Source organism: Pelagibius marinus (assembly GCF_014925385.1).
Taxonomy (GTDB): domain Bacteria; phylum Pseudomonadota; class Alphaproteobacteria; order Kiloniellales; family Kiloniellaceae; genus Pelagibius; species Pelagibius marinus.
In genome coordinates this window covers 450,839-473,593 of record NZ_JACSDK010000009.1, presented here as the reverse complement: position 1 = coordinate 473,593, position 22,755 = coordinate 450,839, and the positions used below count along the sequence as shown (strand labels likewise).

Below are 22,755 nucleotides of genomic sequence, written 5' to 3'. Positions count from 1 at the left end.
CTTTTTGGGCCGCTGGCGGACGGATGACCCCCGGGTGTCCGCGCCGTGCAACGAAGGATAGCCTTGCTCAAAGAGGAGGAGGATCCTCAGTCCATGACCCGTTTGTCTCTCTTCAACAGCCCGCTCCTGCTCGGATTCGAGCCTTTTGAGCGGGCCATCGACCGAATTTCCAAGACCGCGGACGGATACCCGCCCTACAACGTCGAGCAGCTCGGCGAGAACCGCCTGCGCATCACCCTGGCGGTCGCCGGTTTCACCGAAGACGACCTTTCAGTTCAGATCGAGGACAAGCAGTTGGTGATCCGCGGCAAACAGTCCGACGATCCCGAGCGCGTCTACCTGCACCGCGGCATCGCCGCGCGCCAGTTCCAGCGCAGCTTCGTGCTGGCCGAGGGCATCGAGATCACCGGCGCCCGGCTGGAACGGGGCCTGCTCCACATCGACCTGGAGCGCCCGCTGGTCGAGCCCGAGGTACGCACCATCAAGATCGACACCCAGGACCGCGCCGACGGCAAAGGCCCGGTCATCGAAGATGTTCGCCAGGACTAGCAGGCGAAAGGAAAGCTAATGAACCAGCAGGTCACCTTCACCGAACTCTCGTCCCAGGACTTCCTGTTGCTCGGCATCAACAACATCGCCTACGTGAAGAAGGGACAGCGGGACGACCGCGAGGTCTACTTGATCCACTCCGCCGACGGCGCCGAGATCACCGCCCTGGCCGACCATGACGTCGCCTTCGCGGCGGTGCGCCAGAACGGCATGGAGCCGCTCAGCGCCCACTAGCGCCCCAAAGGGGCGCCAGGCCCTGCGCCGGCCCCCAAAAAACGAAAGGGCCGCTCCCCTGCCGGGAAGCGTCCTTTTTTCGTCAGCGGCCCGCGTGCCGGCTCAGGCGGCGTGGCTGGCCGGGCTCTGGGTCAGCAGGGCGAAGATGGCCTCGCTGCTGTCGGTGCCGCGCAGCTTGTCGCAGACCGCGCGGTCGCGGAACAGGCGCGAGACCCGCGCCAGCGCCTTCAGGTGGTCCGCCCCAGCGGTTTCCGGCGCCAGCAGCACGAAGATCAGGTCCACCGGCTGCTCGTCGATGGCGTCGAAGTCGATCGGCGTCTCCAGACGGGCGAACAGGCCGTAGAGGCGGTCCAGCTCCGGCAGCTTGCCGTGCGGGATGCCGATACCGTGGCCGACGCCGGTGGTGCCCAGGCGCTCGCGCTCCATCAACACTTCGAACAGGGCCCGTTCGGGCTGCCCGGTGAGTTCGGCGGCCTTCTTGGCCAGTTCCTGGAGAGCCTGCTTCTTGCTGGTGACGCGAAGGTTCGCGATCACGCTCTCAGGTAGGATCAGGTCGGAAATATCCATCAGCAACTCTATAGGTCCTCGTCCGGTCACTCCCCGCGGTTTCCGCGGGGATCGATCCAGCCGATGTTTCCGTCGCTCCGCTGGTAAATCATGTTCAAGCCGCCATGCGCGCTGTTGCGAAACATCATCGCGGGCAGGTTCCCCAGGTCCATGCGCATGACCGCTTCGCTTACCGTAAGCGTCGGAATCTCTGTTGTCATTTCAGCCACCACGGCCGGCTGGCCGTCGGCGCTGCTCTCTTCTCCTGAATCTTCCGGGCCCTCTCCGGCCAGGATGTACTGCTGCGCGGGTAGCGAGGCTCCCTCCGCAGGCTTCGAATTGTGATCCCGCAGGCGGCGCTTATAGCGACGCAGTCGCTTAGAAAGTCGGTCCGCCGCCGCATCGAATGCGGGATAAGGTTCGTTCGCCTCCCCATGGGCTTCCAGATGTATGCCGCGGCCCACATGGGCCGACACCACGGCGCGGTAGAGGTGCGCATCCCGCGACAGCGTTACGATAACCTCAATCGCATCCCCGAAGTATTTGTCGAGAATCCGCGAAAGGCTTTCATCAACGTGCGTTCGCAGCGCGTCACCGACGTCCAGCTGCTTTCCTTTAACGGAGAGCTGCATAACCGCTTTTGTGGATTGAATAGAGGTGGCTGACCACCTTCACAGCATGCCCTATAGCCAAGGCGGGCGCAACATAGAGACGGCCCCAGGTGAAGTCAATAGCCTGTCTCGGGTCGTTATTTGTACCCGTCTCTTCCAGAGATAATGTATGAAAATCAATCGATTATGCCTGATCGGTCAGGACGGCCTTCTCCCGGCGCCGCTGCACTGAGGAGGGGATTCTCATGGCTTCGCGGTACTTGGCCACCGTGCGCCGGGCGATGTCCACCCCGTCCTTGCGCAGCAGTTCCACGATGGTGTCATCGGAGAGGATTTTCTTGCTGCTTTCGCCCTCGATCAGCAGCTTGATCCGGTGACGCACGGCCTCGGCCGAGTGGGCCGTCCCATCGGATCCGGCGATCGCCGCGGTAAAGAAGTATTTCAACTCGAACGTGCCGCGCGGCGTGGCCATGTATTTGTTCGAGGTCACACGGCTGACCGTCGATTCGTGCATCTCGATTTCGGTGGCGATGTCGCGCAGGGTCAGCGGCTTCATGTGCTCGACGCCCTGGCGGAAGAAGGCGTCCTGCTGGCGCACGATCTCGCTTGCCACCTTCAGGATGGTGGTGGCGCGCTGGTGCAGCGCCTTGACCAGCCAGTTGGCCGACTGCAGGCGCTCGTTCAGGTATTCGCGTTCCTTCTTGGAGCGCACCGACCCCGAGATCTGGGCGTAGTAGTCGGAGTTGACCAGCACCCGCGGGACTGTCTCGCTGTTCAGTTCGACGATCCAGCCGCCCTTGCGGTCGGGGCGCATCAGCACGTCGGGCACCACCGGCTGCGCCGTCTCGCCCTCGATGGACAGTGCCGGGCGCGGGTCCAGCACCTTGATCTCGGCGATCATGTCGGCCAGGTCCTCCTGGTCGACGCCGCAGATCTTGCGCAGCTTGGCATGGTCGCCCTTGGCCAGCAGCTCCAAGTTCTCCACCAGGGCCTGCATGGCCGGATCGTATCGGTCGCGGTCCTTCAGCTGCAGGGCCAGGCACTCGGCCAGCGAGCGGGCGAAGATGCCGGTCGGCTCGAAGCCCTGCATCACCGCCAGCACCGCCTCCAGGCGTCCCGGCGGGCAGCCGAGCTGGGCGGCCAGTTCGTCAAGGTCGCCGCTCAGGTAGCCGCTGTCGTCCAACTGGTCGATCAGGCAGACGCCGATGGCGCGGTCGGTGGGATCGAAAATTTCCAGGTGCAATTGGTCGGTCAGGTGCTGGCGCAGGGTGACCGACTCGGCAAGGCGCTGCTCCAGGGAGAAGTCGCTCTCGTCGCCGCTGCCCGAACCGCCGCGCTGGGCGAAGGCGGGTTCGGCGCTGGGGCCTTCCCAGCTGGCGCTGCCGGTGTAGACGTTGTCGTAGTCGGTATCCAGCGGCTCGTCGCTGGAGGACGGCAGCTGCTCGGCGGTGGAGCGCTCCAGGGAGTCCGGGTCGGCGGGGGTATCGAGATCGGAGGAGTCGGGGCCGGCGGCGGAGTCGTCGCCCCCGATGTCGGAGGCGTGCGCAAAATCGTCCTGCTGGTCGGGAGAGGGTCCCTCCAGCAGGCTGTCGTTTGCGCCGTCGTCGCGGTCGAGCAGCGGATTTTGCTCGAGCTCCCGGTCCACTTCCGCCGCAAGTTCCAGGTTGGAAAGCTGCAACAACTTGATCGCCTGCTGCAGCTGCGGCGTCATGACCAGAGATTGGCGCTGGCGCAGTTCCAATCTTTGTGTCGCCGCCATATCGCTTAACCTTTTAGAGGCTAAACCTTTCGCCCAGGTAAACGCGACGGACATCCTCGTGGGCGACGATCTCGTCCGGGGCGCCTTCCATCAGCACCACGCCGTCGTGGATGATGTAGGCGCGGTCAACGATCTCCAGGGTCTCACGCACGTTGTGATCGGTGATCAGCACGCCGATGCCGCGGTCCTTCAGGTGCGAGACGAGGTCGCGGATGTCGCCCACGGCGATGGGGTCGATGCCGGCCAGCGGTTCGTCGAGCAGGATGAAGGCCGGCTGCGAAGCCAGGGCGCGGGCGATCTCGACACGCCGCCGTTCGCCGCCCGACAGCGCCACCGCCGGGGTGCGCCGCAGGTGGGTGATGGAGAATTCGGCCAGCAGGTTTTCCAGCGCCACCTCGCGCTTCTCGCGCACCGGCTCGATGACTTCCAGCACGCCGCGAATGTTTTGCTCCACGCTCAGGCCGCGGAAGATGGAAGCCTCCTGCGGCAGGTAGCCGATGCCCAGGCGGGCGCGGCGATACATCGGCATGTCGGTGATGTCGTGGCCGTCCAAAGTGACCCAGCCGTAGTCCGGCGCGATAAGGCCGGTGACGATGTAGAAGCAGGTGGTCTTGCCGGCGCCGTTGGGGCCCAGCAGGCCGACGGCCTCGCCCCGCTGCAGCGACAGGGTGACGCCGCGCAGCACCGGCCGCTTCTTGAAGCTCTTGCCGATGTTGACCGCCATCAGTCCGGCGTTGTCGGTGACCAGCCGCGGCTTTTCGCCGATCGCGGCGCCCTGCCCCGTGGCGGCGCCTTCACTTACCTTCTGTGTTTCGTCGACCAAATCAAACTACCCCAATCTGTACCTGCCCCGATCTGTAGAATGCTGCGGGCAATCCGCGGGCACTGCCGCGGCCCTACTGGGTGCCGCCCGTCTCCGCTGCGCCGTCGTCGGAAGTCTCCTTCTCTATTTCCTTGGTCGCGCGCGGCAGAACCAGGGCCTTCACCTGTCTGGGCTTGTCCTTGCTGCCCGGCGGCGCGCCCAGCAGCTTGCTGATGCCGGTGGCCATGTTGACCTCGGCATAGTCGCCGTCCAGCTGGTTCTCACCCTGGGTGATCTTCACGTCGCCTTCCAGCGTCGCCAACTCCCGCTTCACATAGTACACGCCTTCACGCCCGCGCGCGTATTCCTTTGCGGTCATGATCTCGACGTTGCCCGCGGCGTCGATGCGGTGCACCTCGAGGTCGCCGGCGGCGTTTTCCTCGAAATTGGCGGTCAGGACGTCGGCCTTGATCTGCTTGTCCTCGTGGGTCGCGTGCGCCTTGCCCCGGGCCACAGCTTTGCGCTGGCCTTCCCAGTATTCCAGGCTGTCGCGCGCGGTCACCACGTCTTCCTTGCTGATCAGGCGCAGGTCCTCGCCGGTCATGATGAAGACCTTCTCCTCCAGCTTGTACTGGCCCTTGTCGCCGAAGACCGAGCCTTCCGGTGAGTTGATGCGCACGTTGCCGGCGGCTTCCAGCAGGTAGATCTCGCTGCCGCCGCCCTGGGAGAAGAGGGAGTCCTCGCCGGCGGGCCTCTCTTCGCGCTCGCGGTAGTAGGCGGTCAGGACGTCGGCCAGCACCTCGACTTCGCCGCTGGCGGCGCGCGCGTTGCCGCGTGCGACGTAGGTCTTGTCGTTGCGGTTCCACTCGATGCCTTCTTCGGCGTTGATCTCCAGCGGCTCGTCGCTCTCGCGCAACTCGGCCGCCGTCGACTGCGCTGCGGCCGGGCGCAGCGGCAGCGCCGCGAGGCCCAGCATCAGGGCGGCGGCCAGCGCGGTCGTCAGCACAGCGGCCAGCATGGGGTGCTCCGCCGGGACGGGACGCGGCCGGGCCGTCAGGCGCAGGGCGACGGTCATTGGTCCGCCTCCGCAGGCGTGCGTTCCTCGGCAGAGCCGGTGGCGGCGTTTTCTTCTGACAACTTGTCCTTGGCCTCCGGGTAGATGAGCAGGCGGCTCTTGCCGGTAAAGAGAATGACCTGCCCGCGTTCGCTCAAGCGGAAGCCCTCGGACTGCAGTTCGCCGGAGGGGCCGGCGCCGCTTACCGCCGTGTCGCCGCTGGCCGAGCCGTCCTTCAGGTCAAGGGTCGCCTCCTCGGTAACCATGTCGAAGCCCTTGTCGTGCGTCAGATGCACCTTGCCGGTCAGGTCCAGGATATCCGCGCCGCGGTTGTAGTGGCCGACGCGCGCGGAGAGTGCCACCAGGTCGCCCTCGGTCGTCTTGATGTTCGCCTTGGGGTGCTGCAGTTCGACCAGGTCCTCGTTTTCCGGGGACTGGGTCGCCAGGTCAGCGGCGATGTTGAAGGGCTGGTTGTTCTCGTCGACGCCGCTGTAGCGGGCGTTCAGCATGTTCAGGGTCTTGGCGTGGTCGCGGGCGATCTTCGCGAAGTCGAGGCCGGAACGGCTGACGTCGGGCATGAGCTGCGGCCAGGCGATGACCAGCAGCACCAGGCCGGCGGCCAGCGCCGGCAGCACCAGCTTCATCGAGCTGACGAAGAGGCTGTAGGTGTTGCGTCCGGAAAGCCGCGGCGGTTGTCGCCCTTTGCCCTCGCCCTGCGGCGGGAGCGCGGCGCCGCGCGGCCTGGCCGGTGGGGAGTGGATTACGGTTTCAGCCACGCTTGCCGCCCGCCAGCTCAGACCACGCCTGCGCGCAGGCAGTCGTGCATGTGGAGAATGCCGATGGGCCGCTCGGGCGAGCCGTTCTCATCGACGACGAAGAGGCAGAGGAAGGGCGGGGTGGAGGTGTTCATGAAGGCCACGGCTTCCGCCGCCAGGGCGTTGGCGCGGATGGTGCGCGGCTTCGGCGTCATGATGTCGCCGGCCCTCAGGGCCAGGATGTCCTGTTCCATGTGACGGCGCAGGTCGCCGTCGGTGATGATCCCGATCAGCCGCTTGGCCTCGTCGATGATGCCGACGCAGCCGAAGCGCCCGGTGGTCATCGCCAGGATGGCCTCCTTCATGTTCGTGTCGGGGCCGCAGAGCGGCAGATCGTCGCCGCCGTGCATCAGGTCGCTGACGCGCAGCAGGCGCTTACCCAGCGAACCGCCCGGGTGGAACACCTTGAAGTCGCTGCTGGAGAAGCCCTTGCGCTCCAGCAAGGCCACCGCCAGGGCATCGCCCAGCGCCAGCATCATGGTGGTGGAGGTGGTCGGCGCCTGGGTCACGGCGCAGGCTTCCGGCGCGCCCTGTGCCTCGCCCGGAAGGATGATTGCGATGTCCGCCGCCTCGGCCAGGGCGCTGTCGTCGCGCGCGGTCATGGCCACCAGGGGAATGGCGAAGCGCTTGGCGTAGGTGATGATGTCGCTCAGCTCCAGCGTATTGCCGGAGTTGGACAGGGCGATGACCGCGTCTTTCTGGGTGATCATGCCCAGGTCGCCGTGGCTGGCCTCGCCGGGGTGGACGAAGAGGGCCGGGGTGCCGGTGGAGGCCAGGGTCGCCGCGATCTTGCGCGCCACGTGGCCGCTCTTGCCCATGCCGGTGACGATAACGCGGCCCTCGACTTCGCCCAGGCGGGCCACCGCCTCGGCGAAACCGCCGTTCAGGCCGGCGGCCAGGGTGGTCAGGGCCTCGGCTTCGACTTCCAGAACGCGGCGCGCGACCGCCAGGTCCGCGGCGCTGTCCGGCGTGTCGGAGTCCACCGGCCTGTCCGATTTCAATGTAGACTTCATGCCATCTCTTCTCGTGGGGGCGTGCCGCCCGCGCCGGCCGGATCGCTTCTTCCGGTCCTACGTGGCGTGCCCGCGCGGCATCCCCCTTGCCACACCTCGCAGGACCGTTCGCAGACTAGCACAGTCGGCCCCACGCCTTAAAAGCCCCAAGCGCCCGATTCCCCATAGATTCAGGGGCGGATTCGGGGCCCGATTCGGGGCGCTCCCTAGAGGACCATCTACGAAAGATTCCTCCGGGTCAATCAACCGGCTGCCGCTGAGGCGGGGTCGAACTAGTGGGCGAAGATGTCGTTCTCGTTCCACCCGGCGATGTCGAGCGCCGCGCGCGTCGGCAGGAACTCGAAGCAGGCCTTGGCCAGCTCCGTGCGGCCTTCGCGCGCCAGCATGACATCTAACTTGGCGCGCAGGTCGTGCAGATACAAGACGTCGGAGGCCGCGTAGGCGAGCTGTTCCTGGCTCAATTCCGCCGCGCCCCAGTCCGAAGACTGCTGCTGCTTTGAGATTTCGGCGCCCAGCAATTCGCGGCAGAGGTCCTTGAGGCCGTGGCGGTCTGTATAGGTGCGGACCAGCTTGGAGGCGATCTTGGTGCAATAGACCGGGGCGCAATCAACGCCGAGGTAGCGGCGAATCGCCGCCACGTCGAAGCGGGCGAAGTGGAAGATCTTGGTCACCCCCGGGTCGGCCAGCAGCGCCTTCAGGTTAGGGGCGTCGTAGTTTCCCTTGGGAAACTGCACCAGGTGGCAGACCCCGTCGCCGGCCGAAAGCTGCAGCAGGCACAGCCGGTCGCGGGACAGGTCCAGACCCATGGTCTCGCTGTCGACGGCGATGCTGTCACCCAGCGCGAGTCCGGCCGGCAGGTCGCCTTGGTGGAGGTGAATTTCTGGAGGTGCCACGAGGAGTGTCTGCCTTGGATAGGTCTTGGGGAAAAAGCCGTACGAATCCTGCAATCGCGGGCCCTTGGCGCGGCCCGCCGCCCAACATAGGCGGTCAATTGAGGCTGTCAACTTGATCCCAGGCTTTGTATATATCGCCCGCAGGCGGGCCCGGGTGCCGGAGACGGCATCGGAAACGGCGCCGGAGGAATTTCCGGAGCGCCGGCCGGCCCTTGGGTTTGGCATTTGGAGAGGCGGGGCATGAGCGCCAGGCGCGGTGGCATCGTTACGGTTTTCGGCGGCTCGGGCTTTCTCGGGCGCTATGTGGTGCAGCGTCTGGCGCGCGAGGGCTGGATGGTCCGCGTTGCGGTGCGCCACCCGGGCCGTGCCGCCTTCCTGAAGCCCCTGGGCGATGTCGGCCAGATCACGCCGCTCTGCGTGCCGCTGCAGGACCCCGCGGCGGTGGCCGCGGCGCTGGATGGTGCCGACGCGGCCATCAACCTGACCGGCATCCTCTTCGAGCGCGGCCGGCAGAAGTTCCAGGCGGTCCACGCCGAAGGGGCCAAGGCCATCGCCGCGGCCGCGGCGGCGGCCGGCTGCGAGGCGCTGGTGCACGTCTCGGCCATCGGCGCCGGGCCGGAGGCGCCGGCCGCCTATGCCCGCTCCAAGGGCGAAGGCGAGGCGGCGGTGCGCGCGGCCTTTCCCGAGGCCGTCATCCTGCGCCCCAGCGTGGTCTTCGGTCCCGAGGACGGCTTCTTCAACCGCTTCGCCGAGATGGCGCGTTTCTCCCCGGTGCTGCCGCTGATCGGTGGCGGCAAGACCCGCTTCCAGCCGGTCTACGTGGGCGACGTGGCCCGCGCGGTGACGACGGCGCTGAGCGATCCGGCCTGCCGCGGCAAGGTCTACGAGCTGGGCGGCCCCAGGACCTATAGCTTCAAGCAGCTGCTGGAACTGATGCTGAAGACCATCAGGCGCAAGCGGGTGCTGGTGAACCTGCCCTTCGGCCTGGCCCGCCTGGAGGCGACGTTCCTGGAGCTGCTGCCCGTGCCGCCGCTGACCCGCGACCAGGTCACCCTGCTGCAGCGGGACAACGTGGTGACGCCGGGCGCGCTGACCCTGGCCGATCTGGGCATCGAGGCGACGGCGCCTGAAGCGGTGATCCCCGGCTATCTGGACAAGTACCGCCCGGGCGGGCGCTACAACCAGTCGGCCGATCTCTGAGATTCAGGGGTCAGGCCGCGCCGCCGTAAGCCCGGCCCCTAGGCGCCTCCGACGCCGTAAACCCACCACAGCAGCACGCCGCCCAGCAGGATGCGGTAGACCACGAAGGGCGTGAAAGACGCCCGCCTGAGCCAGCCGATCATCAGCACGATGGCCAGGAGCGCCACGCCGAACGACAGCACGACGCCGACCAGGGCCTCGTGCCCCAGCGCCACGTTGCCGCTTTCATAGAGGTCGTAGCCCGCCAGGCTGCCGGCGCCGAGGATCGCCGGGATGGCCAGCAGCAATGAAAAGCGCGCCGCCTCGACCCGCTCGAAACCCAGCGCGCGGGCCGCGGTCATGGTGATGCCGGAGCGGCTGGTCCCCGGGATCAGGGCCAGCACCTGGGCCAGGCCGATGACCAGGCTGGCGGTCAGGGTCATGTGGTCGATGCGCCGAAAGGTCATGGCGCTGCGGTCGGCGATGAACAGCACGATGCCGAAACCGATGGTCGCCCAGGCGACCACCGCGGTGTCGCGCAGGATGGCGGTGATGTGGTCCTTGAACAGGCCGCCGACGAGGATCAGCGGCAGGGTGCCGACGATCACCAGGACGGCGAGGCGCGCGCCCGGCGTCCAGCGGCCCACCGCCAGGCGGGCAATGCCGCCCGCCATCTGCCCGATCTCGCGCCAGGCGTAGAGGCAGACCGCCGCCAGGGTGCCGACGTGGACGGCGATATCGAGGGTCAGGCGATCGGACGCGGCCTGCTCGACGCCGCTCATCTGGGCGGCGTCGAAGACCTCCCAGGCCAATACAAGGTGCCCGGAGGAAGAGATCGGCAGGAATTCGGTGATGCCTTGAACGATGGCCAGGATGACGACATGCAGCAGCGACAAGGGCGGGTTCCGGTGGCGGTTGTCGGTCGGGCAAAAGGGTGCGGGCGGCGACCGGCGGCTTATAGCACCCCTTGGTTAACGATCCCATCGGGCAATTTAGTCTCGGATCGGAACTAGTTTTTCGGAAAACTGTCGCCGAACCGGGGTGGTTTTTGATATAAGGAAGGGCCTTCGGGCAAGATAGGTCATAAATATTGTCCTATTCTGTGTTTTTTCCTCGCAAGCTGCGGGGGCTTCGTCTATAGACGGGCGCCCCTGGTGATTTCGGGCGCTCCGCCATCGGCGGCGCCCTGGGACACCGACGCGGACTTCATCGCCGGGACTGCGGCCTTCCGCTCAAGCGCAAGGCGCCGCCGCCCCCGGGGGCGGGGCAAACGCCGCTGCAAGACCCGGCCAGGGCCCGCTGGACATCGGTTCAGCCAGGGCCCGGCAAAGGGGGGCGGCTAGGATCGACTGAGAGAGTTTAGGGACGTAAAGCCTATGGCCAGCCGGATGTTGCAGTTCGTCAAGCTTGCCCGCGCCATGCCGGAAAAGCGCAGCGCCGAAGCGCGCCGCCGTGACTTCGACGAGATCTACGACGAGTACGATCCCGAGGCGGCGGCGAACCAGGCGGGCCGCTGCTCCCAGTGCGGCGTGCCCTTCTGCCAGGTGCACTGCCCGCTGCACAACAACATCCCCGACTGGCTGATGCTGACCGCCGAGGGCCGCCTGCAGGAGGCCTACGAGACCGCTCAGGCGACCAACAATTTCCCGGAGATCTGCGGGCGCATCTGCCCCCAGGACCGGCTCTGCGAGGGCAACTGCGTCATCGAACAGGCCGGCCACGGCACGGTCACAATCGGTTCGGTGGAGAAGTACATCACCGACACTGCCTGGGAGAAGGGCTGGGTCAAGCCGGCCAAGCCGCCGCGCGAGCGCGCGCAGTCGGTCGGCATCATCGGCGCCGGCCCGGGCGGCATGGCCGCTGCCGAGCAGCTGCGCCGCAAGGGCTACCAGGTCCACGTCTACGACCGCTACGACCGCGCCGGCGGCCTGCTGATCTACGGTATTCCCAACTTCAAACTGGAAAAGGAAGTGGTCGAGCGCCGCGGCGATCTGCTGGAGCGCGGCGGCGTGCAGTTCCACCTCAACTACGACGTCGGCGGGGCGGAGAGCTTCGCCGCCCTGCGCGCCAAGCACGACGCTGTGCTGATCGCCACCGGCGTCTACAAGGCGCGCGACATCAAGGCGCCGGGCAGTGGGCTGCAGAACATCTTCGCGGCCATGGACTTCCTCACCGCCTCCAACCGCAAGGGCCTGGGCGACGAGGTGCCGGCCTTCGAGGACGGTACCCTGGACGCCAAGGGCAAGTCGGTGGTGGTCATCGGCGGCGGCGACACCGCCATGGACTGCGTGCGCACCGCGGTGCGCCAGGGCGCCAAGTCGGTGCACTGCCTCTACCGCCGCGACCGCGCCAACATGCCGGGCTCGCAGCGCGAGGTGGCCAACGCCGAGGAGGAAGGCGTCGATTTCGTCTGGCTGTCGGCGCCCGAGGCCTTCCTCGGCGACGACAAGGTGACCGCCGTGCGCGCCCAGCGTGTGCACCTGGGCATGCCCGACGCCACCGGCCGCCAGACGCCGCAGATCATCGAGGGCTCCAGCTTCACGGTGGAGGCCGACATGGTGATCAAGGCGCTGGGCTTCGATCCGGAAGACCTGCCCAGGCTGTTCGACACCAGCGGCCTGGAGGTCACCCGCTGGGGCACCGTGCTGGCCGACTTCAAGACCAAGATGACCTCGCTGGACGGCGTCTTCGCCGCCGGCGACATCGTGCGCGGCGCCTCGCTGGTGGTCTGGGCGGTGCGCGACGGGCGCGACGCCGCCGAGCAGATGCACAACTACATGCAGGCCAAGGCGGGTGCCTCCGCCGTGGCCGCCGAGTAAGGTTGGGGGAGAGAAGATCATGACGGAACAGAAGTCCCTCACGCCCGCCGGGCAGCGCGAAGACTACGCGGCCGCCTGGAAGCGCAACGCCGAGAAGCTCTCCAGCTACGGCCTCTACGATCCCCGCGACGAGCACGACGCCTGCGGCGTCGGCCTGGTCGCCTCCCTGGACGGTACCCCGCGCCGCGACGTGGTGGTGGCGGGCATCGAGGCGCTGAAGGCGGTCTGGCACCGCGGCGCCGTCGACGCCGACGGCAAGACCGGCGACGGCGCCGGCATCCACCTGCAGATCCCGCAGGACTTCTTCCGCGAGCACGTGGCGCGCACCGGCCATGAGCCGGGCGAGGAGACCCTGGCCATCGGCATGGTCTTCCTGCCGCGCACCGACTTCGGCGCGCAGGAGCGCTGCCGCGTGCTGGTCGAGCGTGAGATCCTGAACTTCGGCTACCGCATCTACGGCTGGCGCCAGGTGCCGGTGACCACCGAGATCGTCGGCGAGAAGGCCAACGCCACGCGCCCGGAGATCGAGCAGGTCATGATCGCCAACTCGCGCGGCGTGCCCGACCCGCAGTTCGAGATCGACCTCTATATCATCCGCCGGCGCATCGAGAAGGCGGCCGAGCTGGAATCGATCCAGGACTTCTACATCTGTTCGCTGTCCTGCCGCTCGGTGATCTACAAGGGCATGTTCCTGGCCGAGCAGCTCTCGTCCTTCTACCCGGACCTGCTGGACGACCGCTTCGCCTCCAACTTCGTCATTTTCCACCAGCGCTACTCGACCAACACCTTCCCGACCTGGCGCCTGGCCCAGCCCTTCCGCATCCTCGCCCACAACGGCGAGATCAACACCCTGAAGGGCAACGTGAACTGGATGCAGGCGCACGAGTGCCGCATGGCCTCGGAGACCTTCGCCGATCACGTCGAGGACCTGAAGCCGGTGATCTCCGCCGGTCTCTCGGACTCCGCGGCCTTGGACGCGGTGGCCGAGCTGATGGTGCGCGCCGGGCGCGACCTGCCGATGGTCAAGACCATGCTGATCCCGGAGGCCTGGGGCCAGGACCCCTCGCTGCCGCCGGCGCACCGCGATCTCTACAGCTACTGCAACGCGGTGATGGAGCCCTGGGACGGCCCGGCCGCGGTCTGCGGCTTCGGCGGCCGCTGGGCGGTCGCCGGCCTGGACCGCAACGGCCTGCGCCCCCTGCGCTACACCATCACCAACGACGGCCTGCTCTTCGCCGGCTCCGAGACCGGCATGGTGCGCATCGAGGAGCACAACGTGGTCGAGAAGGGCCGCCTCGGCCCGGGCCAGATGATCGCCGTCGACCTGCAGGAGGGTAAGCTCTACCACGACCGCGAGATCAAGGATCACCTGGCCAAGCAGAAGCCCTTCGGCGAGTGGATCGCCAACGTCACCTCCATCGACGACCTGCTGCGCCCCGACCACGGCGAGCCGAGCCGCTGGGAGGGCGAGGAGCTGCGCCGCCGCCAGCTCAACTACGGCCTGACCATGGAAGACCTGGAGCTGATCCTGCATCCCATGGTCGACGACGCCAAGGAAGCCATCGGCTCCATGGGCGACGACACGCCGCTGGCCGTGCTGTCGGACCGCTACCGCGGCATGCACCATTTCTTCCGCCAGAACTTCAGCCAGGTCACCAATCCGCCGATCGACTCCCTGCGCGAACGCCGGGTCATGACCCTGAAGACGCGCCTCGGCAACCTGGGCAACATCCTGGACGAGGACGAGGCGCAGCTGCGCCTGCTGCAGCTCGAATCGCCGGTGCTCTCCAACGCCGAGTTCGATGCCATGGTGCAGCACATGGGCGACGCCGTGGCGAGCATCGACTGCACTTTCCCGATCGACGGCGGCGAGACCGCGCTGGCGGAGGCGCTGGACCGCATCCGCCAGGAAGCGGAAAACGCCGTGCGCGAGGGCTGCGAGCACGTGGTGCTGACCGACGAGGCCGTCGGCCCGGGCCGCGTCGCCATCCCGATGATCCTCGCCACCGGCGCGGTGCACACCCACCTGGTGCGCCAGAAGCTGCGCACCTTCATCTCCTTGAACGTGCGCTCCGGCGAGTGCCTGGACGTGCACTATTTCGCGGTGCTGATCGGCGTCGGCGCCACCACGGTGAACGCCTACCTGGCGCAGGAGTCGATCGCCGAGCGCCACCGGCGCGGCCTCTTCGGCGACCGCCCGCTGGAGGACTGCGTGCAGCGCTACATCAAGGCGGTGGACGACGGCCTTCTGAAGATCATGTCCAAGATGGGCATCGCGGTGATCTCCTCCTACCGAGGCGGCTGCAACTTCGAGGCGCTGGGCCTGTCGCGCACGCTGGTGGACGAGTTCTTCATGCCCATGCCGTCGCGCCTGTCGGGCATCGGCCTGATGGGTATCCAGGAAAAGGTGCTGGCGCTGCACGCGCGCGCCTGGGACGAGGACTTCGTGGCCCTGCCGGTGGGCGGCTTCTTCCGCTACCGCCGCGGCGGCGAGAGCCACTCCTGGGAGGCGGGGCTGATCCACACCCTGCAGCACGCGGTGGCGACGGATTCCTACACCACCTACCGCAAGTTCTCCGAGGGGGTGCACAGCCAGCCGCCGAACACCCTGCGCGACCTGCTGGACTTCAAGGTCGAGGGCATCGCGCCGGTGCCGATCGAGGAGGTCGAATCGATCACCGCGATCCGCAAGCGCTTCGTCACGCCGGGCATGTCGCTGGGCGCGCTGTCGCCCGAGGCGCACGGTACCCTCAACATCGCCATGAACCGCATCGGCGCCAAGTCGGACTCCGGCGAGGGCGGCGAGGACCCGGGCCGCTTCACGCCGCACCCCAACGGCGACAACGAGAACTCGGCCATCAAGCAGGTCGCCTCCGGGCGCTTCGGCGTCACCGCGGAGTACCTGAACCAGTGCCGCGAGATCGAGATCAAGGTGGCCCAGGGCGCCAAGCCCGGCGAGGGCGGCCAGTTGCCCGGCTTCAAGGTGACCGAGATGATCGCCAAGCTGCGTCACTCGACGCCAGGCGTGATGCTGATCTCGCCGCCGCCGCACCACGACATCTATTCGATCGAGGACCTGGCGCAGCTCATCTACGACCTGAAGCAGATCAATCCGGACGCCAAGGTCTGCGTGAAGCTGGTGGCGCGCTCGGGCATCGGCACCATCGCCGCCGGCGTCGCCAAGGCCAAGGCCGACGTGATCCTGATCTCCGGCAACGTCGGGGGCACCGGCGCCTCGCCGCAGACCTCCATCAAGTTCGCCGGCGTGCCCTGGGAGATGGGTCTCTCGGAGGTCAGCCAGGTGCTGACCCTGAACCGCCTGCGCCACAACGTGACCCTGCGCACCGACGGCGGCCTCAAGACCGGCCGTGACGTTGTCATCGCCGCCATGCTGGGCGCCGAAGAGTTCGGCATCGGCACGGCCTCGCTGGTGGCCATGGGCTGCATCATGGTGCGCCAGTGCCACTCCAACACCTGTCCGGTGGGCGTCTGCGTGCAGGACGAGGCGCTGCGCAAGAAGTTCACCGGCACGCCGGAGAAGGTGGTCAACCTCTTCAGCTTCATCGCCGAGGAAGTGCGCGAGATCCTGGCCCGCCTGGGCGTGCGCAGCCTCAACGAGATCATCGGCCGCACCGACCTGCTGATGCAGGTCAGCCGCGGCGCCGAGCATCTCGACGACCTGGACCTGAACCCGCTGCTGGTGCAGGCCGATGCCGGCGACTTCCCGACCTACTGCACGCTTCTGGGCCGCAACGAGGTGCCGGAGACCCTGGACGCCCAGATCATCGCCGACGCCAAGCCGCTGTTCGAGGACGGCGAGAAGATGCAGCTGCAGTATTCGATCCGCAATACGCACCGCGCCATCGGCACCAAGCTGTCGTCGCTGATCACGCGGCGCTTCGGCATGACCGGGCTGAACCCCGGGCACGCCACCGTGCGCCTGCGCGGTTCGGCCGGACAGTCGCTCGGCGCCTTCGCGGTGCAGGGCTTGAAGCTGGAAGTCTTCGGTGACGCCAACGACTACGTCGGCAAGGGCCTCTCGGGCGGCGAGATCGTGGTGCGGCCGCTGACCTCCAGCCCGCTGGCCAGCAACGAGAACACCATCATCGGCAACACAGTGCTCTACGGTGCCACCGGCGGCAAGCTCTTCGCCGCCGGCCAGGCGGGCGAGCGCTTCTGCGTGCGCAATTCCGCCGCCGTCGCGGTGGTCGAGGGCTGCGGCTCCAACGGCTGCGAGTACATGACCGGCGGCGTCGCCGTCATTCTCGGCTCGGTGGGCGCCAACTTCGCGGCCGGCATGTCCGGCGGCATGGCCTTCATCTACGATGTCGACGACGTGCTGCCCGAGCGCATCAACCCTGAGAGCGTGATCCATCAGCGCGTCGAGACCGACTACTGGGAGGCCCAGCTGCGCGAGCTGATCAGCGAGCACTGGCGCGAGACCCAGTCGGCCTTCGCCCAGCAGATCCTGGTCAACTGGGCGCACGAGAAGGGCCGCTTCTGGCAGGTGGTGCCGCGCGAGATGCTGGAGCGCCTGGAGCACCCGGTCACCCGCGAGGCGGCGGCCGCCGCCGGCGACTAGGGACCAGACCTGATAGCCGGGGGCGCATGCGGCATGGCTGAAACCGCGGAAGCGGGTGTTGTACTGCGGCCCACAGGCCCGGACGACCTCGACTTCGTGCTCGCCCTGGAAGCCCGTCCGGACTATGGCGTGTTCATTCTGCGCTGGAGCCGCGAAGAGCACCTGGCGGCCCTGGACGATACCGATCGGCGCCACCTGATGATCTGCGGCGCCGCAGGGGAACCGCTGGGGTTTGTTCTCCTGGCGGGGCTGGCGAAGGGGGGCGGCTGCATCGAATTGCTGCGCATTGCCTTGGACCGGCCCGGCAAGGGCACCGGAGGAGCCGCGCTTTCCACCCTCTCCGCCTATGTCTTTGAGGAGCTTGGGGCACAGTCTCTTTGGCTCGACGTCTTCGCGGACAACGCGAGGGCCCAGCGTGCCTATCGGCGTGCCGGTTTCGCCGAGGACGGCGGGTCGCGGCCGACCGCTGAGCGCGGCGGCGAGACGGTGCCGCTGGTGGTCATGACTTTGACCCGTGCGGCCTTTGCCGAACGGGAGAAGGCGCGCGCCGGCCTGCGCCGCTAAAGGCTACTGTTCAGGCCCAGGCGCTGCCCGTATAGTCCGCGCCCATGCGCCAGCTCTATCACATCGCCATCGATCCCGGCTGCCGGACGATCCGGGTCCTGCTTGCCGAGAAGGGCCTCGACTGCGAACTGCGTACCGAAAAAGTGTGGGAGCGGCGCGAGGTCTTCCTGCGCCTGAACCCGGCGGGGCAGGTGCCGGTCTTCATCGACGAGGACGGCACCACCATCGCCGGTACCGCGGTGATCGCCGAGTACCTGGAGGAGGTCTATCCCGAGCCGACCCTGCTGGGCCGCGATCCCATCGACCGTGCCGAGGTGCGGCGCCTGGCCGAGTGGTTCGGCGGGAAGTTCCACCGCGAGGTCACGGCCAACCTGGTCGACGAGAAGATCATGAAGCGCTTCCTGAAGCTCGGCACCCCGAACTCCGGGGCGATCCGCGCCGGTCTCGCCAACATCCACTACCATCTGGAATACATCGGCTGGCTCTGCGACCGGCGGCGCTGGCTGGCCGGCGACGCCTTCTCGCGCGCCGACATCACCGCGGCGGCGGAGCTCTCCGCCGTCGACTACCTGGGCGACGTGCCCTGGCACGACCACAGCGGCGCCAAGGACTGGTACGCCCGGGTCAAGTCGCGCCCCAGCTTCCGCACCATCCTCAGCGACCACATCTCCGGCGTCCAGCCGCCCAAGCACTACGCCGATCTGGATTTCTAGGCGGGTCGGGGCAGCGACAATGAACCAGCCAAGATCGCCATATGCCTGGGTCAACGAATACGTTGACTATCTCAACCAACCGCGCGAGAGGTCCGGGCCGCGTGAAATGTTGCCGGTCCTGGAATACATGCGCCGCTCTCACCTGCCGGCTGAGGTGGTGCTGGAATTCGCGAAGGAGGTCATGACCCGCCCAGAGTTGACGGAAGCTCTTGAGGAGCAGACACGCCTCACCACCCACAACATCCATGAGGACGACTTTGCGATTCTGGGAGCTTTTACAGGCTACTATGCATGGAAGAACGGCATAGATGACTTCCAGAAGCTGAGCCTTAACTATGGGTACGATGTTGTTCGCGATGTAATCCGCGGCGACTTGGAAAGCCTTGATTCCGATGAAGCGTTGGATCGCCTCCGCAGTTTCCCCGAAGTCGATTGATCGGAAGATCCGGCGCCCGCCCGAGCACTACGCCAACCTGCATTTCTGAGGTCGTTCTTTTTGCCGACGGCTTGAAGCGGCAAGAAGGTCACCCCCACCCTAGCCCTCCCCCATCCCAGGGGGAGGGGATTATTAGGTGCAGCAGCTCAATGAAACTCCTCCCCCCTTGATGGGGGGAGGTTGGGAGGGGGGTGGATGCAGGCGACGCTGCCTACTCCACCTTCACGTCCAGCTTGGCCAGGTTGTCCTGGGCATCCGCGGCGGCCGGGCTGTCGGGGGCGAGGCGCGTCACCTGCAGCCAGTCCTCCCGGGCGCCGGCCTCGTCGCCGGCCAGGCGGCGCAGGTTGCCGCGCTCCAGGTGCCCCTCGGCGTTGCGGGGGTCGAGCCGCAGGGCGGCCTCCACGTCGGCCAGGGCGGCGTCGGGCTGGTCCAGGTAGCGGTAGGCGCTGGCGCGCAGCACCAGGATATCGGCCCGGTTGGGGGCGTTCGCCAAGGCCCGGTCCAAATCGGCGATGGCGGCTTCGTAGTTGCCGACTTCAGCAGCCGTGAAGGAGCGGTCGACCAGCAGTTCGATGTTGTTGGGCTCGCGCGCCAGGGCCGTCGTCTGCACGGCGTAGGCGCGGTCGATCTTGCCGGCCTCCAGCCAGGCCTGGGCGGACTGGATCAGGATCGGGATCTGCAGGTGGGCGTAGGCGGGCTCCAGGCTGGCGGCCAGGGTCTCCATCTCCTGGGCGGCGACCTCGTAGTGGCCGAGGCGCATCAGGGCGACGGCGGCGCAGTGCCGCGCCGGGTCGCTGCCGCCCAGGTCGGCCCAGGTCTGGGCCGCCTCCACCGCCTCGTCCGGCGCGGTCTCGGCCAGGTCCATGCAGACGCGGTAGCGGGCCGCCTGCTCCGGGTCGTCGCCCTGCGCCCGGGCCGCGCCCGCCGGCCCCAGCGTCAATGCGGTTGCCAGGGCCCCCGCCAAAAGGGCCGGGCTTGCCGTCTTTGCCAAGAAGTTCATATCACTCGCGGGCCCAACGTCCTGCTGGTCATCAGCCTTGCGGCCGCTCTAAGGTGCGGCTCCTGAAAAGACCGCCGAAAAGACCGCCCCATCTATAGAAGAGATGCCCCTCTAAAGAAAGCGGGGCTAAAGAATGCGGGGGAGACAGGAGCCAAGATGACCGAGACCGCCGCGCCTTTCAGGCTGTTCTGCTTCGGATTCGGGTTCAGCGCCCGGGCGCTGGCGCGGCGTCTCGCGGAAGCGGGCTGGGCGGTGGCCGGCACCACGCGCTCGCGCGAGAAGGCGGCGGAACTGCGCGCGGCGGGGGTCGAGGCCTACCTCTTCGACCGCGCCCACCCGCTGGACCCGGCGGCGCTGGCGGGGACCACCCATCTGCTGGTGAGCATCGCCCCGGACGGCGAGGGCGGTCGGGCGGGCGACCCGGTGCTGGACCGCCACGCGGCCGACATCGCCGCGCTGCCGCGGCTGGAATGGATCGGCTATCTCTCCACCACCGGCGTTTACGGCGACTGGCAGGGTGCCGAGGTGGACGAGACCTCGGAGCTGCGCGGCGCCAAGGGGCGCAACCTGCGGCGCATCGAAGCCGAGGCCGCCTGGCTGAGGCTGCAGGAAGAAGAGGGGCTGCCGGTCCATGTCTTCCGCCTGGCCGGGATCTACGGGCCGGGGCGCAGCGTCCTGGACCAGGTGCGCGCCGGGCGCGCCCGGCGCATCGACAAGCCGGGGCACCTCTTCAGCCGCATCCATGTGGAGGACATCGCCAAGACTCTCCAGGCCTCCATGGCCCGGCCCCATCCGGGGCGCGTCTACAACGTCTGCGACGACGAAGCGGCGGCCGCCGCCGAGGTCACCGCCTATGCCTGCGGGCTGCTGGGGGTCGAGCCGCCGCCGCTGATCCCCCTGGAAGAGGCCGAGATGTCGCCCATGGCGCTCAGTTTCTGGGAAGACAACCGCCTGGTCTCCAATCGCCGGCTGCACGAGGAACTGGGCGTCGCCCTGGACTATCCCAACTACCGCGCCGGCCTGGAGGCGATCCTGGCGGAGGACTAGGTCGCTGTTTTCACGGTGATTTCCTCGATCGCGCGCTCCAGGCGGGCCAGGTCCTCGGGGTCCGAGAGGCGGTGCGCCGCGGCTTTCACCAGGGTTACTTCGACGTCTTCGCTCTCCAGCGCCTCGGCCAGGCGCAGGCTGGTCTGCCAGGGGACGTCGACGTCGGCCATGCCGTGGATCAGGCGCACCGGGCAGGCAAGGGGAATGGGGGCGTTCAGCAGCAGGTGGTTACGGCCCTCCTCGATCAGCCGGTAGGTGATGCGGTAGGGCGTCGCGGCGTATTCCGAGGGGCGGTCGACATAGCCGACGCTTTCCAGCGCTGCGCGCTGCTTCGGCGTGGCGCGTCCCCAGATCAGGTCCTCGGTGAAGTCGGGCGCCGGGGCGATGCCGACCAGCCCGGCGACGCGCTCGGGCCGCGCCCGCGCGACCAGGAGGGCGATCCAACCACCCATGGAGGAGCCGATGAGGATCTGCGGGCCCTCGCTCGCCGCGTCCAGCACCGCCAGGGCGTCGCCCAGCCAGTCGCCGATGGTGGCCTCCTCGAAGCGACCGGAGGACTGGCCGTGCCCGCGGTAGTCGAAACGCAGGAAATCGCGGCCCCGGCGTCGGGCGTAGGCCTCCAGGGCCAAGGCCTTGGTGCCGCTCATGTCGGACATGAACCCGCCCAGGAAGATCAGGCCCGGTCGGCCCGCCGGTGCGCCGCTTCTGGCTTTTCCCCCTGCGGTCCTGTAATAGGCCAGGACGGTCCCGTCCTCGCGCGTTAAACTTTGTGGCGGGTCGACCGGCACATCGGATTGCGGCATGCTAACTCACAATAAAGGGTTTCTGTGGCAAGCAGTTCTGTGGCATGAGCCTTTCGTGCAGCGGGAACAGCAAGGTCAATGAGCGTTCCAGACGTTAACATCGGTGTGACAGAAGTCGAAAGGGCCACGGCCAGCGGTGGCCCGGTGGTGTTGCAGATCGTGCCCAGCCTGGTGACGGGCGGCGCCGAGCGCGGCACCGTAGAGATTGCCGCGGCCATTGTCGGCTCGGGCGGCACCGCCATCGTCGTTTCCGAAGGCGGACTGATGGAGAACGACCTGAAGCGCGCCGGCGCCCTGCACCTGAAGCTGCCGGTGGCCTCCAAGAACCCCATCGTCATCTACCGCAACATCGCGCGCCTGGAACGCATCATCGAAAGCTACAAGGTCGATGTGGTGCACGTGCGCTCGCGCGCGCCTGCCTGGTCGGCCAAGGCCGCCTGCCAGCATACCGGCGCCCACTTCATCACCACCTTCCACGCACCCTACAATTTCTCCAACGCCATCAAGAAGCGCTACAACCAAATCATGGCCGAGGGCGAGCGGGTGATCGCCATCTCCGAGTTCATCGCCGAGCACGTGCGCGAAAACTACAATGTCGACCCGGCGCGCCTGCGCGTCATCCGCCGCGGCATCGACCTGGCGCGCTTCGACCCGGACCGGGTCTCGGCCGAGCGCATGATCCAGCTCTCCACCCGCTGGCGCCTGCCCGACGGCGTGCCCCTGATCCTCATGCCCGGTCGCCTCAGCCGCTGGAAGGGCCAGGCGGTCCTGCTGGAGGCGCTGACCCACCTGCGCGACATCGATTACCGCTGCGTCTTCGTCGGCTCCGACCAGGGCCGCACCGGCTACCGCCGCGAGCTGGAGGCGCTGATCGGCAGCTACGAACTCGAAAGCCGGGCCTCGATCACGGACGAGTGCAACGACATGCCGGCGGCCTACATGCTCTCCGACGTGGTGGTTTCGGCCTCGACCGACCCGGAAGGCTTCGGCCGCGTGGTGGGCGAGGCGCAGGCCATGGGCCGACCGGTGGTGGCCAGCAACCACGGTGGCGCGCGCGAGCAGCTGATTTCCGGGCGCACCGGCTTCCTATTCCCCTCCGGCGACCCCAAGGCCCTGGCCGAGGGGCTGCGCAAAGCCCTCTCCCTGGCGCCCGATGCTCGGGCCCGCCTGCACGACGAGGCCATCGCCCGGGTCCGGGCCGAGTTCTCCAAGGACCAGATGTGCGCGCGCACCCTGGCCATCTACCGCGAGGTCCTGCGCGCCGGGGCCGGCCAGCGGGCCACGCGAACTTGATGGGCCCTGGGCACCGCCCAGGGCCTCTCGGCTGACCGCACCC

General features: G+C 67.7%; 21 protein-coding genes. 10 read left to right on the top strand and 11 right to left on the bottom strand.

Annotated elements, in window-relative coordinates:
- The first annotated feature begins 93 nt into the window (after nucleotides 1-93).
- Together H7X47_RS12115 and H7X47_RS12110 are read left to right on the top strand one after the other, a co-directional pair.
- On the top strand, nucleotides 94-549 hold the full coding sequence (locus H7X47_RS12115; RefSeq protein WP_193368916.1) for an Hsp20 family protein: 456 nt from the start codon (nucleotides 94-96) through the stop codon (nucleotides 547-549).
- A gap of 18 nt (nucleotides 550-567) precedes the next feature.
- Complete coding sequence (locus tag H7X47_RS12110) at nucleotides 568-783, top strand: DUF1150 family protein (RefSeq protein WP_193368915.1); 216 nt, start codon at nucleotides 568-570, stop codon at nucleotides 781-783.
- 102 nt (nucleotides 784-885) lie between these two features.
- Here the strand turns inward: H7X47_RS12110 and ptsN are convergent, their stop codons facing one another.
- The 8 genes from ptsN to H7X47_RS12070 all read right to left on the bottom strand — a co-directional run bounded on the left by ptsN (nucleotide 886) and on the right by H7X47_RS12070 (nucleotide 8,276).
- Nucleotides 886-1,350, bottom strand: a complete 465-nt coding sequence (gene ptsN / locus H7X47_RS12105; RefSeq protein ID WP_193368914.1) for a PTS IIA-like nitrogen regulatory protein PtsN — start codon at nucleotides 1,348-1,350, stop codon at nucleotides 886-888.
- A 26-nt stretch (nucleotides 1,351-1,376) separates the two neighbouring features.
- The gene (gene hpf / locus H7X47_RS12100) at nucleotides 1,377-1,961 is read right to left on the bottom strand and encodes a ribosome hibernation-promoting factor, HPF/YfiA family (protein WP_193368913.1); all 585 of its coding nucleotides are present in this window, start codon (nucleotides 1,959-1,961) and stop codon (nucleotides 1,377-1,379) included.
- A gap of 163 nt (nucleotides 1,962-2,124) precedes the next feature.
- A complete protein-coding gene (rpoN, locus tag H7X47_RS12095) occupies nucleotides 2,125-3,699 on the bottom strand; it encodes an RNA polymerase factor sigma-54 (protein WP_193368912.1) in 1,575 nt (524 codons plus the stop codon).
- A gap of 13 nt (nucleotides 3,700-3,712) precedes the next feature.
- Nucleotides 3,713-4,465 (bottom strand): LPS export ABC transporter ATP-binding protein, encoded by a 753-nt coding sequence (gene lptB / locus H7X47_RS12090; RefSeq protein ID WP_319633593.1) that lies wholly within the window; start codon nucleotides 4,463-4,465, stop codon nucleotides 3,713-3,715.
- A gap of 130 nt (nucleotides 4,466-4,595) precedes the next feature.
- Entirely contained in the window at nucleotides 4,596-5,576 is a 981-nt protein-coding gene (locus tag H7X47_RS12085; protein WP_193368911.1) for an LptA/OstA family protein, read from the bottom strand.
- Nucleotides 5,573-6,331 carry an LPS export ABC transporter periplasmic protein LptC gene (lptC, locus tag H7X47_RS12080; protein WP_193368910.1) on the bottom strand — a complete coding sequence of 253 codons (759 nt, stop codon included), beginning with the start codon at nucleotides 6,329-6,331 and terminating at the stop codon, nucleotides 5,573-5,575. Before lptC ends, H7X47_RS12085 begins: the two co-directional genes overlap by 4 nt.
- Nucleotides 6,332-6,348: 17 nt before the next feature.
- Nucleotides 6,349-7,383, bottom strand: coding sequence for a KpsF/GutQ family sugar-phosphate isomerase (locus tag H7X47_RS12075; protein ID WP_193368909.1), 1,035 nt, complete (start codon nucleotides 7,381-7,383; stop codon nucleotides 6,349-6,351).
- A gap of 272 nt (nucleotides 7,384-7,655) precedes the next feature.
- Nucleotides 7,656-8,276 carry a ribonuclease D gene (locus H7X47_RS12070; RefSeq protein ID WP_319633587.1) on the bottom strand — a complete coding sequence of 207 codons (621 nt, stop codon included), beginning with the start codon at nucleotides 8,274-8,276 and terminating at the stop codon, nucleotides 7,656-7,658.
- 240 nt (nucleotides 8,277-8,516) lie between these two features.
- On the opposite strand from H7X47_RS12070, the gene H7X47_RS12065 reads away from it, so the two are divergent.
- Nucleotides 8,517-9,476: a complex I NDUFA9 subunit family protein gene (locus tag H7X47_RS12065; RefSeq protein WP_193368907.1), complete on the top strand. Its 960-nt coding sequence runs from the start codon at nucleotides 8,517-8,519 to the stop codon at nucleotides 9,474-9,476.
- 38 nt (nucleotides 9,477-9,514) lie between these two features.
- Here H7X47_RS12065 and H7X47_RS12060 read toward each other — a convergent pair whose 3' ends face one another.
- Entirely contained in the window at nucleotides 9,515-10,351 is an 837-nt protein-coding gene (locus tag H7X47_RS12060) for an undecaprenyl-diphosphate phosphatase (protein WP_193368906.1), read from the bottom strand.
- 480 nt (nucleotides 10,352-10,831) lie between these two features.
- Between H7X47_RS12060 and H7X47_RS12055 the strand changes: the two genes are divergently transcribed.
- The 5 genes from H7X47_RS12055 to H7X47_RS12035 are packed head-to-tail and all read left to right on the top strand — an operon-like array spanning nucleotide 10,832 to nucleotide 18,569.
- Nucleotides 10,832-12,274, top strand: coding sequence for an NAD(P)-dependent oxidoreductase (locus H7X47_RS12055; RefSeq protein ID WP_193368905.1), 1,443 nt, complete (start codon nucleotides 10,832-10,834; stop codon nucleotides 12,272-12,274).
- A 19-nt stretch (nucleotides 12,275-12,293) separates the two neighbouring features.
- Entirely contained in the window at nucleotides 12,294-16,856 is a 4,563-nt protein-coding gene (gene gltB / locus H7X47_RS12050) for a glutamate synthase large subunit (RefSeq protein ID WP_193368904.1), read from the top strand.
- A gap of 33 nt (nucleotides 16,857-16,889) precedes the next feature.
- Nucleotides 16,890-17,420: a GNAT family N-acetyltransferase gene (locus tag H7X47_RS12045; protein WP_193368903.1), complete on the top strand. Its 531-nt coding sequence runs from the start codon at nucleotides 16,890-16,892 to the stop codon at nucleotides 17,418-17,420.
- 44 nt (nucleotides 17,421-17,464) lie between these two features.
- Nucleotides 17,465-18,133 carry a glutathione S-transferase family protein gene (locus H7X47_RS12040; RefSeq protein WP_193368902.1) on the top strand — a complete coding sequence of 223 codons (669 nt, stop codon included), beginning with the start codon at nucleotides 17,465-17,467 and terminating at the stop codon, nucleotides 18,131-18,133.
- Nucleotides 18,134-18,152: 19 nt separating this feature from the next.
- Nucleotides 18,153-18,569 carry a hypothetical protein gene (locus H7X47_RS12035; protein WP_193368901.1) on the top strand — a complete coding sequence of 139 codons (417 nt, stop codon included), beginning with the start codon at nucleotides 18,153-18,155 and terminating at the stop codon, nucleotides 18,567-18,569.
- Nucleotides 18,570-18,780: 211 nt separating this feature from the next.
- Here the strand turns inward: H7X47_RS12035 and H7X47_RS12030 are convergent, their stop codons facing one another.
- Nucleotides 18,781-19,560, bottom strand: coding sequence for a tetratricopeptide repeat protein (locus H7X47_RS12030; RefSeq protein WP_193368900.1), 780 nt, complete (start codon nucleotides 19,558-19,560; stop codon nucleotides 18,781-18,783).
- 165 nt (nucleotides 19,561-19,725) lie between these two features.
- On the opposite strand from H7X47_RS12030, the gene H7X47_RS12025 reads away from it, so the two are divergent.
- Nucleotides 19,726-20,616 carry an SDR family oxidoreductase gene (locus H7X47_RS12025; RefSeq protein WP_193368899.1) on the top strand — a complete coding sequence of 297 codons (891 nt, stop codon included), beginning with the start codon at nucleotides 19,726-19,728 and terminating at the stop codon, nucleotides 20,614-20,616.
- Here H7X47_RS12025 and H7X47_RS12020 read toward each other — a convergent pair.
- Nucleotides 20,613-21,272, bottom strand: coding sequence for an alpha/beta hydrolase (locus H7X47_RS12020; protein WP_227010388.1), 660 nt, complete (start codon nucleotides 21,270-21,272; stop codon nucleotides 20,613-20,615). The genes H7X47_RS12025 and H7X47_RS12020 overlap by 4 nt on opposite strands.
- 225 nt (nucleotides 21,273-21,497) lie before the next feature.
- On the opposite strand from H7X47_RS12020, the gene H7X47_RS12015 reads away from it, so the two are divergent.
- The gene (locus H7X47_RS12015) at nucleotides 21,498-22,712 is read left to right on the top strand and encodes a glycosyltransferase family 4 protein (RefSeq protein WP_193368897.1); all 1,215 of its coding nucleotides are present in this window, start codon (nucleotides 21,498-21,500) and stop codon (nucleotides 22,710-22,712) included.
- The last annotated feature ends 43 nt before the right edge of the window (nucleotides 22,713-22,755 follow it).